Origin of the sequence: Dactylosporangium sp. NPDC051541, assembly GCF_044454505.1 — a bacterium.
In the GTDB taxonomy this organism is placed as follows: Bacteria; Actinomycetota; Actinomycetes; order Mycobacteriales; family Micromonosporaceae; genus Dactylosporangium.
Genome location: NZ_JBITDU010000022.1, coordinates 42,547 through 55,464, shown reverse-complemented (window position 1 = coordinate 55,464; position 12,918 = coordinate 42,547). Strand labels below are relative to the sequence as shown.

The 12,918-nt window shown below is 70.9% G+C and carries 8 protein-coding genes and 1 pseudogene; 1 reads left to right on the top strand and 8 read right to left on the bottom strand.

The genetic code is table 11. From position 1 onward, the window contains the following. Positions 1–62: 62 nt before the first annotated feature. Positions 63–218: pseudogene (locus ACIA8L_RS50315) on the bottom strand (histidine kinase dimerization/phospho-acceptor domain-containing protein); the annotation flags it as partial. 29 nt (positions 219–247) lie between these two features. On the opposite strand from ACIA8L_RS50315, the gene ACIA8L_RS50310 reads away from it, so the two are divergent. Beyond that, positions 248–526, top strand: coding sequence for a hypothetical protein (locus ACIA8L_RS50310; RefSeq protein WP_395916469.1), 279 nt, complete (start codon positions 248–250; stop codon positions 524–526). 189 nt (positions 527–715) lie between these two features. Here the strand turns inward: ACIA8L_RS50310 and ACIA8L_RS50305 are convergent, their stop codons facing one another. The 7 genes from ACIA8L_RS50305 to ACIA8L_RS50275 form a co-directional block, all read right to left on the bottom strand. Next, positions 716–1,702, bottom strand: a complete 987-nt coding sequence (locus tag ACIA8L_RS50305; RefSeq protein ID WP_395916468.1) for a BTAD domain-containing putative transcriptional regulator — start codon at positions 1,700–1,702, stop codon at positions 716–718. 470 nt (positions 1,703–2,172) lie between these two features. Next, positions 2,173–4,473, bottom strand: a complete 2,301-nt coding sequence (locus tag ACIA8L_RS50300; RefSeq protein WP_395916466.1) for an NB-ARC domain-containing protein — start codon at positions 4,471–4,473, stop codon at positions 2,173–2,175. A gap of 167 nt (positions 4,474–4,640) precedes the next feature. Beyond that, positions 4,641–5,939, bottom strand: coding sequence for a hypothetical protein (locus tag ACIA8L_RS50295; protein WP_395916464.1), 1,299 nt, complete (start codon positions 5,937–5,939; stop codon positions 4,641–4,643). Then, the gene (locus tag ACIA8L_RS50290; RefSeq protein WP_395916462.1) at positions 5,936–8,176 is read right to left on the bottom strand and encodes a LysM peptidoglycan-binding domain-containing protein; all 2,241 of its coding nucleotides are present in this window, start codon (positions 8,174–8,176) and stop codon (positions 5,936–5,938) included. The genes ACIA8L_RS50295 and ACIA8L_RS50290 overlap by 4 nt, the downstream gene beginning before the upstream one ends. A gap of 288 nt (positions 8,177–8,464) precedes the next feature. Beyond that, positions 8,465–9,589, bottom strand: a complete 1,125-nt coding sequence (locus ACIA8L_RS50285) for a glycoside hydrolase family 88 protein (RefSeq protein ID WP_395916460.1) — start codon at positions 9,587–9,589, stop codon at positions 8,465–8,467. Then, entirely contained in the window at positions 9,586–11,685 is a 2,100-nt protein-coding gene (locus tag ACIA8L_RS50280) for a glycoside hydrolase family 2 protein (RefSeq protein ID WP_395916458.1), read from the bottom strand. The genes ACIA8L_RS50285 and ACIA8L_RS50280 overlap by 4 nt, the downstream gene beginning before the upstream one ends. A gap of 84 nt (positions 11,686–11,769) precedes the next feature. Continuing rightward, positions 11,770–12,768: a LacI family DNA-binding transcriptional regulator gene (locus tag ACIA8L_RS50275; RefSeq protein ID WP_395916456.1), complete on the bottom strand. Its 999-nt coding sequence runs from the start codon at positions 12,766–12,768 to the stop codon at positions 11,770–11,772. Positions 12,769–12,918: the final 150 nt, after the last annotated feature.

Below are 12,918 nucleotides of genomic sequence, written 5' to 3'. Positions count from 1 at the left end.
TGGCGCACGGCGTGCGCGAGGTCGAGGCGGATCGGCCGGGCGACCAACGCACCGGCGTCCAGCTGGGCGAGGGTGAGGACCTCGGTGACCAGGCCGGCGGCTCGGTGTCCGGCTGCGGTCATCCGCCGAACGTATTGCTGCCGGTCCGGTTCGTCGACGGTGTCCCAGTCGTCGAGGAGCACTTCGCCGAACGTGACCACGGTGGTGAGCGGGGTGCGTACGTCGTGGCATCGGTTTCGTTTCGACGGTGGTGTATTTCATCAACGCCCCCGTCCGCGACGAGTCCGTCCCCTCGAGCCTGCAGGGCCCACCGGGCTGGCTGCTGCTCCTGGGCACGATCGGCGCCCCACTCGTACTCATCGCCGCGTTCTCGTTCTTCGTCACCTACGACGGTGTGCGCATCCGGGGGCTGCCCCGCCGCAGGCACGCGGTCACCGCGAAGGCCCGCCACGTCAACGCGGCCCGCGAGCAGAAGGCTAACAATCCGGCCAAACCGCAGAACCGGCAGCGCCGCACTGACACATAGGCCTCACGCGCCGTCCGCGCCGGCGCGGACCTCCCGGTGTCAGCCGCGGTGAAGCCGCCGACATCGGGATGGCCGATGAGCGCTGATCACTTGATGGTGCACCGCAGCAGTGCAGTGGCAAGAAGATCTGGGCTGCGGCCCGGGCGACACCGCCTTCGGGCTCACCGCCCGGCACGGCGCGGCCGCCTCCTACGGCATCAGCAAGGCCGCCTCGAACGCACTGACCGCCACCGTCACCGCCGAACTGGCCGGCACCGGCATCCCGTCAACGCCGTCTACCCCGGCCTTACCGCGATCTGGCCCGGCGCCGAGGCCTTGGGCCGCCGCCCGGTCACCGACAGCGCCACCGGCGCCGTCTGGGCCGCGACCCCTCCCGCGACAGCCCAACCGGCGGGCTCTTCCGCGACGGCGAAACCGTTGGCCTGGCAGACGCGTTCCCCTAGGCGCAGTTCCCTGGGCTCGGCGGGCCTCGCCGTGCCGGCCCGCGGCGCTCAGCAACCGCACCAGGTCCAGATGGGCCCGCTCGTCATACGCGTCGTGGTGCAGCAGCCGCAGCAGGTACCGGGCGGCCTCGTCGACCCGGCCCGCGTGCCGCGCCAGCTCGGCCAGCTCGCGCACGACGTGCAGGTACGCCGCCCGGGCCTCCTCCCGGGCCGGGCCGGCCCAGTCGCCATACGGTTCGTCGGCCAGGAAGTCGCCGGTGTAGCGCTGCTCGGTCGTGGCCAGCACCGTGCGGGCCGCCTCTGGGTCGCCGTGCTCGCGCAGCCGCAGCCCGTACGCGGCGCCGGTCAGGAACGTCTCCAGGTCGACCGTGAGGTGGGTGACGTCCAGGGCCAGGCTGGCCTGGTCGGCCAGGACGAAGTGGTCGGCCGGGGCGAGACGCCGGGGGTCGAGCACAGCGCGGACGGTCGAGAGGGCCACCGACAGCCAGTGGGCCAGCCGGGCCGGCTCCTCCTCGTCGCCCCACAGCAGGTCGGTGAGCCGCTCCCGGGGTACCGCGCGGCCCCGCCGGCTGATCAGGATCCGCAGCAGGTCGCGGGCCTTGCGGGAGCGCCACTCCGGGGTCGGGACCGCGGCGCCGTCCACCAGGACCTCGAACCGGCCCACGGTCCGCACGGCGGCGCCGGGGGCCGGCTCCTGCGCCCGGCACCGCAGCGGCGTCTCCAGACCGCTCACGCCCACCGCCCTGTCCCTACGCTCAGGCTGATGATTCCCACCCTCCGCTGCGCGAACACGGTCACTGGGTGTGGGTAGTTGCTCATAGACTGACTGCATGCTGCGGCGTACGCGTCGGTTGATCTGGGTCGGACGGGCTTTGTGCATCGTGCTGGTCGCTGGGCTTGCCGTGTATCTGGTCGCGGTTGGCGTCGATCGAGCAGACAAGCTGGGGAGCGGCATATCGGCAGTCCTGGCCCTTGCGGCCTTGGTTGCGCCGTACCTGCTGCCGAAGCCTGAGCCGCAGTCGCGGTCGGTTACGGCAAGCGGGACGGGCTCTGTCAGTATCGGGAAAAGCAATTTCGGTCGTGTCAGTACCAGTGTCGCGGGGCCGGCCGAGCCCGGACCCGCCGCCGACAGCGGAGTGACGGCGTCCGGTGTTGGGTCCGTCGCAGTCGGCGAAAGCAATGCGAACTCGATCCGCACAGAGGTTACCGGCTCTGGAGACGGGCCAGGTAGCCCTGCGCCTTCACCGTGAGCGGGTGCTCATCGCCGAGCGTCTGGCGAAGTTCGACGATCAATGAGCGGAAGTCGTCCTGCACGGGCTGCCCCGCCTCGCCACACCATCTGGTGTGATTCAGCCTTGTTGTCAGTACATTCAAATTGCCCGGGCTCATGACCGCGTTCATGTCGACGAGGAGCTGTCCGAATGCCGCGGCCGCACCGGCGACGTCCCCGGCTTGTCCCTGGAAGAAGGCCAGAGTGCCACGAGCGGCAAAGGTGTCCGGGTGATGCGGTCCCAGCACCCGCTCGGCTTCGGCGACCCGCTCCTCCAGGGCGGTGATATCGCCTGTCTCGGCACGCCATCTGGCGAGTTGCGCGCGGGCGAGCAGAGTATGCGGGTGGTCGGGTCTGAGCAGGTCGGGGAGCTCGCCGACCAGTTTCGTGAGGTCGGCGGCGGCCGCTGCGGGATCGCCGGCTTCACCGCGCCACATCGCCAGGTCATGACGGCCGGTCAGCGTGTCGATGTGGTCGGGTCCGAGCGCGTTGGTGAGGTCCGGCAGCAGGTCGGCCAGGGCATCGCGGGCGGCCGCGGGATCGCCGGCTGCCCCTATCGATCGAACGAAGTTCGATCGGGCTATCAAGGTGGTCCGATCGTCTGGACCGAGTATCCGGATGCAGTCCGCTACGAGTGCTCGGAGGGCGTCGGAGGAGGCCGCCGGTTCGCCGGCGTACATGAGCCACAGGGCCGCTTCGAGCCGTGCGCTGAGCGTCTTGCGGTGCTCCGGGCCAGACACCCGTAACCGATCATCGACGATGCCGGCGAAGGCTTCCGCAGCGCCGCGGGCGTCACCGGCTTGTCCGCGCCATTTGGCGATTTCGTGGCGGACGGTCAACGTGTCGTCGGTGTCCGGGGCCTGCGATCGCTGCAGCGCGGCCAGCAGCGTCTCCAGGTCGTCGATCGCCTGGGAGAACATGTCCGCATCACCGTAGCTCTGCGATGTGCGCAGCAGGACCTGGTGAGCGGCAGGTTGCAGGAGGACCTCCCGGCCGACCTGGAACAGTGCCGTCGCGTTGGCGCGGAGCACTTGGCTGTATTCGGCGTCGCGTTCGACGTCGGGCCAGATCGCCTCCAGCGCGTCGGCGGCTGTCCGGACGGCCGCCGTGAACTGTTCGGACTCGAGTTCGTCTCGCACGGCTCGCTGGACCAGGACGTGGATCGCCACGGAGTCGGTGTCGGCGCTGAGCAGGCTGAGGCGGTGCAGGGATCGCAGTGCCGATCGGACGAGTGCGGGGTCGCCGGCCTCGGTGATCCGGTCGACGACTGCGGTGGTTTCGAAGAGCGCCGCCGGGATCGTGGTCCCCAGCGTGGCAGCTACGGCGAGAACCGCTCGGGCGAGATGGGGGCGGGTCCGGTCGGCCGCGTCGATGGCCAGCGACATGGTGGCGGGGATCGTGCGGCTGTAGTCGTCGGGGAGACTCTCTGGCTCCGGTACCAGCGCTTCGAGCGGTGTTCGACGCTCGGCGAAGCGCCGCCGGTACTCCGTGCAGGTGACCTGTTCGTCGATCATGAACGCGGCCGCCTGAGACAGTGCCAGCGGCAGTCCGCCAAGATCGCGTGCCACCCCGGCCACGTCGTCGGCGAGTTGCTTGTCGCCGGCCAAGCAGTGGTGCAGGTACCGGCCGGCTTCGTCATGGGTGAACGGCGGAATGACGATGCTGTCGCCGCCCGGCCGAGTCAGCGCTGCGTTCTGCAGCTGGGTGGTGACGACGATTCGGCCGGTCGGGTGAGTCGGCGGCCACAGACCCTGCAGATGGCCGGCGGCGACGACATCGTCGAGGACGATCATCCATCGCCGCGATGTGCCGGCGAGCCATCCGTGAAACTGTGCTGCGGCGTCTTCCGGCTCGCACGTCGGCAGTGCGATCGCGGCTGCGGCGTTGGCGTAGCCGGCGAGCAACGCGGCGCGAGAGGGCACTGTGATCCACACCAGCAGGTCAAGCTCGCCTTCGGCCATTGCCCGCGTTGCCAGGGCAGCAGCGAGCTGCGTCTTGCCGACCCCGCTGAGGCCGCACAGCACTGTCGTGTTCGTCGAGGCGGACACCACGCGCTCCTGGAAGGACGCCGCGCGCCTGGGAAGAATACCGACGCAGACCGGCCACGAAATCTCTGGCGGTTGGTTGATGGTGACCGGCGCTTCGTTGTTGCCGCCGATCGCCACGGACGCCGGCCCAGAGGCGACGACCCGCGGATCCGTCTGGCGCTTGCCGATAGGCACATCCGATTGCACCACAGAGTCCGCTCAACGCGGGAGCGGTTACCCGGCCGGATGACCACGCTCGCGGTGAAATCCCGGTCCTCTCCCTCCACCCACCACGGTGCAGGCCGCTCTTGGACGCCCCGCGACCAGGTCAATACGGTTTGACGGGTTCCACCAGTAGTCCCTCGGTCGCCCGATCATGTTGGCGGCGGTACCGCCGGGTCCACGTTGCGCTCCGGCCAGATGTCGACCGCGACGAGCGCCGGGTTGAGCCGGTAGTGGCCGCCGCTGTTGACGACCGGCTCAAGCCGCTGCGGGTCAATCGATCCGACGTTGTCGGCTGTCGCAAGCACGCCGCGGATGACGCTGCGCAGGTTGCTGAGGCATGTGAACAGCCGCTGGATCGCACGCTCCGGATCAACGTCAGGCCAGATGTGCGCGACGATCGCCGAGAGCTCCGCGCCACCGGGGCGGCCGGCCAGGTACACCATCACCTCGATGCTCTTGGCTCGCAGCCCTGGGACGGGCTGGCCGGTGCCGTCCAGGACAGCAGCCTCGCCGCTGGCGCGGATGCGTACCGGATCGACGACGGCCGGCGTCCGCTGCATCGGCGACGACTTGACGCGTCGTGGCCATCGTTTCCGCAGGTGTCTGGTGCCGCCGGCGGCTGAGCTGCTCCCGGCTGGGCCGAGGACGCGGTCGACGGCGAGTTCGGCGGTCAGTGCTGCGGTGTAGCCGTCGTAGTCGGCGCTGCCACGAAGGCGTTGCGCGACGGCGTCGATGTCCATCGTGTGCACAGCGATCCGGGCGAGCCGCCGGCCGGCCGTCCGGCGAATCCGCCGGCGCAGCACCGTGGCGAGGGCCCGGTTGCGGCGTTCGCGACTGATCACCACGGCGGCCGCCTGCAGGGAGCCGTAGACACCGAGTTGCGGGTAGGCGCGGGCGATACTGCGGGCTCGGATGGTGACGATGGGCCGGTGCAGCCAATGCTCGAACAGGTCATAGCGGGGCGGAGGCGGGGGCAGCTGTCCGTGGGCGCGGAGCCGGTCACGTCGCTGGTTGTCGCTGTCGAGCCACCAGGTGACGAAGCCGAGGATGCTCATCAGCGCGAAGAACCCGCCGAGCAGCCGGTCGGGGTGCGTCATGACGTTGAACGCGGCGGCCGCGACGGCGATGGCCGCGCCGAGCAGCCGGGATGTGCTCGCGGACTCGCCGAGGCGGCGGCGGGTGTCGGCGTTGGCGAGGAACACGGCCCCGCCGAGCTCGAGGGAGCCGACGGCGCCGACGGCGATCCACCACGGCAGGTGGAACGCGGCCGCGGCGCCGGTGGCGCTGCCGTACAGGGCGACGATCAGCACGGCGAGGTAGAAGCCGAGCCGCAGCCGTCGGGTGCGACGGACGGCGGCGGTCAGGTCGGTGTCAAGCTCAGCGGCCGCCTGTGGCACCAGGGGTGGCGTGAGCTGCTGCAGCAGGTCCGGTTCGAGGGCGGTGATCACGTTCCCTCCCCCGGTACCGCCGCGACCGTGCCGATCAGGGCGAGGGTCTCCGGTTCGGGTTCTTCGTCGATCTCGGCGAGCGTTGCGCTCAGCACCTGCCAGCGGGCCTGCACACGCGGGTCGTCGCCGACAGCGGTGAGGGCTTTGATCGCTTCGCGGGCGAGCTCGTCACTGGCCGGGTCAAGGTCCGCGGCCTGGTCGAGTAGGTCGGCACTCGTGCGTGGGTCGGTGTCCGGGTGTACGGCGAGGAGGGTTCGGGCGCGGATCGCCTGCCGGCGCAGTGCTTCGCGGGACGGTTCGATCCAGTCGCTGGTGAAGTCCGCGGCGAACCGGCCGGCCGGGACGGCGACAGCGGCGCGGAGACGTACCAGCCGTGCCGGGTCGTCCGCGCCGTGACGCTGGACGGTGTTGGCGGTGATCGCGTCGGCGAGATTCCAGGCGTCGACGTCGACGACATCTGGATCGAGCCGGTAGCGGCCGCCGGGGTTGAGGACCGGCTGGATGTGCGAGTCGCCGGCGGCGGTGCGGATGCCACGGCGCAGATTGCTCACATCGGTCTGCAGCCGTTGCTGGGCGCGGGCGTAGCTGGCGTCGGGCCAGAGCGCTTCAAGGATGTCGGGCAGGTCCGCGCCGCCGCGGTGGGCGACGAGGTAGGCGAGGAGTTCCCGGGCGTGCTGGCGGAGACCACCGACCGGGTGGCCGGTCTGATCATGGACGGTCACGCGGCCCAGCACCGTGATCCGGACCGGCACCGCCGGTGTGGTTTGGGTGTCGGCCACCGGCTCCGGGTCCGGTGCTTCGTCGTCACCTGACGGGCGCGTTCGGCGGGCCGGTTCGAGCAGGATGCCGTGGAGGTCCAGGTGTCCGGCGAGATCGAGCGATGCCGTCACGGTCGTGTCGAGGTCCGGGGCCAGTTCGGCGATGAGGACGATCGGGCGTAGCTGCTCATCGGTGTCGGGGTCCGGATGGTGGGCGCCGCAGCAGTGGTCGGTGTCGTACTGCTCGACCAGCCGGGCCCGGTGCAGGAGGAGCTCCTCGAGCAGCCGCAGCGCGGCGGCCAGGTCGGCGGTGACGGTGATCCCCGGGATCGGCTGGCTATGGCCGTTCGACGGCCGGACGCGTTGCCAGACTGGTGCTGGCACGATCAACTGGGCGGTGGCCGGCTCACCGGCGGCATGACCAGCGATGGCATCGGCGACGAACGCCGCGACGGCGCGACGGCCGGGCTCACCCGCGACGACCGCCGGATACAGCAGCGGATGCCGCAGCAACGCGCCGCAACCCGGATCGGTGGTCTCCTCCCCCGCCAGGGCCGCATCGGCCGCCTCTCCTCGCGGCGGCCTCGGCCGAGCGGCCCGGCGGGCCCGCAGCCGGTATGCGAGGACGCCGAGCGCGAGGAGCCCCGCGCCGAGAGCGGCCTCGGCCCACAGCGGGGACTCGGATGCGGGTGCGTGGGTGCTGGACGTCGGTGCTGGCGTCTCCGCGGCAGCGGTGGCGGACGGCCCGGCCGATGGTGGGGCGACGGAGGGCGCCTGCATAGTTGGGGAGGGTGCGGGCGGCGCTGGATCGTCGGCCACGCTGTCGTCCTCCTGTGCCGGACCGGCTGCCGGCGGCTGCGCCTGCGCAGATGGAGGCGGCAGATGCAGCTGCCAGCCCGGGAAGATCCGGTTCGGGTTGGTCAGCGTCCCCCCGACACCCGGGAAATGGCGACCTTTGTTGATCTCGAAGATCGCCGGCCAGGCGTCTCGGTCGCCGAGCTGCTCACCAGCGATCCGGGACAACGTGTCACCGCGGCGCACCGTATACGTCCGGTCGGTCTGGGCCATATCGACCGCAGGCAGGACCACCCGCGTCACCTGCGAGACCTGCCCACTCGGCAGGTCGACCGCAACGGCGGCAGCCGCGGGCACAGCCGGTGCGGCAGCACCCGCGGCCGCAGGTTGCACAAGGAGTGCCACGGCGCCGGCGATACTACTGACCAAGCCGGCCAGCGGCGCCGGCAGCTTCGGCACGACAGCAGCCCGGCGCACCGCTGCCAGTACGTCATGAACGACCGCGGCGACGAGCCACAACCAGGTGATCCACAACCCGCCCAGGACCGCGGCCACCAACAGGACCACATTGCCGTCGGCAACCGCCTCAGCCCAGTCGACGTCTGCCAGTACCACCCCCTGCACCCGCCACAGCGCCACCGGCGCACCGGCCAGCGCGGTCACCGCCAGAACCGCGACGAGCACGGCTCGCACGGGCCGGCGCCGTTGTCGGCGGCGCGCCCGCACCAGCGCCGAACGCTGCCGCCCAAGCCCAACACGTCGCCTCGAGCGTGCTCTCGTCTCGATCATCAGCGGGCCTCCGTCGTCGGACCAACACCTCCGACCGACCGTACGGATGGCCGTTCCACACCGCGTTCACAACAGTTCACACGACTTAACACCCCAGCTCAGACCGGGCACGACGAAGTACCAGCGCCGCCTGCGGGCGGGCACTGGGCCACCCGCGCAACGAAAGGATGGGCGAGCGCGGCGTCAGGAGGTGAGTGTGGCGACCTCGGCTCCGGCCATGAGGAACGCGCCCACTGCGTAGTCGGCGGTCCGGCCCGGGTCGACCGCGGCCGGTGCGGCCCCGACGTCCTGGCAGTAGCCCAGGAAGCCGTCGGCCCGCACCGCGGTCGTGACCATGCCGTTCCAGGCCCGGGCCAGGATCGGCAGGTACGTCGCCCGGTCGAGCAGGCCGGCGCCGATGCCGTAGGCGATGCCGAACGCGAAGAACGCGGTGCCGCTGGTCTCCGGGCCGCCGAAGTGGTCGGGGTCGGCGAGGTTCACGTTCCAGAAGCCGTCGGTGCGTTGCAGCGGGGCCAGGGCCGCGGCCATGGAGCGCAGCGTGTTCGCGTACTCCGGCCCGCGCTTGTTCGAAAGCGGGATCACCTTCAGCACCTTCGCGTGCGCGGCGATGGCCCAGCCGTTGCCCCGCGACCAGAGGACCGGCTTGCCCGACGGGCTCGCCTGGGCCGAGCCGTCGACGGTGTAGGCGCTGTCGCGGTACCACAGCGCCGTCGCCTCGGAGGCCAGGCCGGTCACCCGGCCCTGCTGGTCGGGCTGGAGCCGCTTGGTGGAGTGGTACAGCTGGTACATCGTCAGCCAGAAGCCGGTGTCGTTGCGCAGCGCGCCGAGCCGGGCGAACGGCGGCATCGCCATGTGCAGGGCGTCGACCCACCACCAGTCGTCGCGGGCGGTCGAGCTCACCATCCGGCGCAGGCTGTCCTCGATCGCGGCGATCTTGTTCGCGCCGCCCAGCAGTTCGTACAGGTCGAGGTAGGTCTGGCCGGCGCAGTGGTTGTCGGCGATCCGGGTCGCGTTGCCACCGTTGAGGCCGTAGGCGCTCTGCTCGGCCCAGGCCACCGCGTAGTCGAGGTACTTGCGCGTCCCCGAGGCCCGGTAATGGGCCATGTTCCCGGAGAAGTAGGTGGCCCGGGCCCACTGGTTGTTGCCGGGGTTGGTGTTGGCGGCGATCCAGTAGTCGTTCACCCGCTGCATGACGGCGAGCACCTGCGCCCGCGTCGGCAATGCGCTGGACGGGGCGGCCAGCGCCATGCCGGGGACGGCCGCGAGCCCGAGCGCGGACCCGGCCGCCAGGAGTGCCCTGCGGTTCATCCGAGCCTCCAGGTGACGGTGTCGGTCTGCGCGGTGCCATTCACAAACACGGTGACGATGTTGTCGCCCGGGCCCAGGGTCACGCCGGTCCAGGTGAAGATCCGGTCGGTGCTGGACCGGCTTCCCAGAACAACACCGTTCAGCGTCGCGGTGACCGTCGACGCATTGGAGTACACCTTGATTTCGGTCTCTGCAGAAGTGCGCCGCGTCCACCGCCGGCTCGTGATGTAGAGCGTCGGCGTGCTCGCCCAGTTCGCCTTGTACCAGTAGTAGGCGTCCTTGCGGATGAGGCGGTCGCGGGTGACCAGTCCCTTGTCGTTGATCCCCGGCTGGGCGCCCTCGTTGCGCCCGTCGGAGGCGAAGTCGAACATGTTCCACACGAACGTGCCCCAGATGTACGGTCGCGACGCGAGCTGCTTCCAGGAGGCCTCGTGCAGCAGCGACTGGTACTCCTCCGGATGCCACTGGCCGTCGGTCTGCGGCTTCGCCGGGTTGAGCTCGTGCTGGGTGACGTTGGCCCCGGCGCCGTACTCCGACAGCGCGATCCTCTGGGCCGGGTTCGCCGCGTGGCGGGCGTCGGCCCAGCCGCCGAGGTTGCTCGTCGTGCCGTCGTACCACCCGAAGTACTTGTTGTAGCCGGTGGTCTCGGCGTGCCCGGCGACCGCACTGCCGTCGGCGACGCAGCAGCTCGCGTACGTGGAGATCCGGTCCGGGTCCTCGGTGTCGGCCAGGCCGGCGAGCCGGTCGAGCAGTGAGTTGGTCGCGGCGTTGTCGGTGCGCTGCTCGTTGCCGATGCCCCAGAACACGATCGACGGGTGGTTGTAGTTCTGCCGGATCAGCTCGCGCAGCTGCTGCTCGGCGTTGGCGACGAACGCGGCCGAGGCGGTGTTGGCGTCCACGACCGGGATCTCGGCCCAGACCACGAGGCCCATCTGGTCGGCGAGGTCGTAGTCCTTCTGGTCGTGCTGGTAGTGCGCCATGCGGACCGCGTTGGCGCCCATGTCCCGGATCAGGGTCAGGTCCTCGGTGTGGTCGGCGTCGTTGATAGCCCAGCCCTTGCCGGCCCGGTCCTGGTGCAGGTTGACGCCGTGCAGCGCCAGGTGCGAGCCGTTGAGGGAGAAGCCGGTCGCGGCGTCGACGGCGTACGTGCGCAGGCCGAGCGGCTCGGTCACCACGTCGGCGACCCGGCCCGTGGCGGCGTCGATGAGCTCGACGTTCACCCGGTACAGATAGGGGTCGGCGGTGCCGTTCCACCGGTGCGGAGCGGGGATCGTGACGTTCTGCACGGTGATGCCGCCCGTGGCCGCCGCGAAGGTCTGCGCCGCGGCGCTCTGGTCGGCGACCACGACACCGCCGGCGTCGGTGACGACGGTGCGGACCCGGACCGAACGGGAGGCGGAGACGTTGTTCCAGAACTTCGTCGTGACTTCAACAGCAGCGGTGGTACTGCCAATGCTCCGTTGGCGCACATAGACGCCCGGACCGGCATTGTCGAGCATCCGGATGTTCAGCGGATCGACGGCCCACAGGCTCACGTTGCGGTAGATGCCACCCTGGAAGCTGTAGTCCGCCTGCAGCGGCGGGATGTCGGGGTTCGCGGCGTTGCTGACCCGCACGGCGATGACGTTGTCGCGGCCGACGCCGAGCGCGGACGTGGCGTCGAACCGGAAGCGGGAGTAGCCGCCTCGGTGCACGCCGAGGTACGTGCCGTTGACCCACACGTCGGCGACCTGGTCGGCCCCGGCGAACTGCAGGAAGAGCATCTTGCCGGCGAGCGCGGCGGGCACCGTGTAGTGGCGGCGGTACCACCCGGTGCCGCGGTAGTAGTCGCCGCCCCCGTCGCCGGCATCGGCGGCGTTCCAGGTGTGCGGGACGGTGACCGACGACCAGGCGGAGTCGTCGAAGCCGGGCGCCTCGGCCCCGGCGACGTCGCGTTTGACGAACTTCCAGCCCGCGTTGAGGTCGACGCGCTGGCGGGCCGCCGGCGGGGTGTAGGTGGCGGCCGAGGCCGGCGCGGCCGAGCTCAGCACCGCCCCGGCCAGGGCGGTGATGACGAGGGTCGCGGCGGCGACCCACCGTCTGACGGCGATTCGCATGCGGTGCGCTCCAGATGTTCCGTATCGAAGGCCTCCGATGGGTTCTTCGTGGATGCAAGGGTGGGCGACGGACTGGCAGGTTAGCTATCTGTTGCCATAAGTTGCCGCGGCGGTGGAGCCGCGGACCACCAGCCGGCACGGCAGGCTGACCGGTTCGAGGACCGGCGAGCGGGTGCCCCGCACGATCGCCAGCAGGTGCTGCACCGCCGTCGCACCCATCGCCCGCAGCGGCGCCGCCACGGTGGTCAGGCCGGGCGTGACCAGGTCCGCGGCGAAGATGTTGTCGAAGCCCACGACACTGAGCTCAGCCGGGAGGCGGACACCGGCGCCCGCGAGGCCCCGGATGATCCCGATCGCGATGAGGTCGTTGTACGCCACGACGGCCCCGACCGGCCGGTTTCTTAATTCGGCGGCCGCGCCGGCGCCACCGGCGACGGTCGGCGAGAACGGCCCGATCCGCCGGGCGCGCACGCCGAGCTCGGCCGCCGCCTCGCGCAGCGACCGCCAGCGGATGCCGTCGGCCCACGACGCCTCCGGCCCGGCCGCATACGTCACCCGCCGGTGCCCCAGCCCGGCCAGGTGCTCCACGGCTTGCCGGATCCCGTGCCGATTGTCGGTGATCACGGACGGCACGTCGGCGACGGCCCGATTCAACACGACGACCGGCCGCTGCTTGGCCATCACCCGGATCGCCGAGTCCGGCATCCGGGACGTGGCCAGCACGATTCCCGCAAGGCTCGGCAACGCCCGCTCCAGCGTCCGCCGCTCAAGCGCACCGGACTCCTGGGCGTCGGCGATCAGCACCGTGTAGCCCGCCTCCGCCGCCGCAATCTGGGCACCCAGGATGATCTCGTTGTAGAACGGGTTGCCGATGTCGGAGACCATCACGGCAATCATCAGCGACGCCCCGACCGGCGCGACACCGGCCAGCGAACTGCTGCGGTAGCCGAGCGCGGCCGCGGCTTGCCGGACCCGCTCGGCCGTGGCCGCGTTCACCCGACCCGGGCGCGAGAACGTCCGGGACACGGTCGAGGAGGCGACACCGGCCGCCTTCGCCACGTCGTAAATCGTCGGCGGCCGCATGCTTCGAACTCTATGCCCGGGCAAGCCGCCCGCGCCTACCAAGGACGACGCAGGCCAGCGCGCGGACGATCTTAATTTAGTGCTGCCCAACAGCTGTCCGTCCCCGGCTCGAGCCACCTGGGTGGCAGATGCCGTTGTCACCGCTCCGTC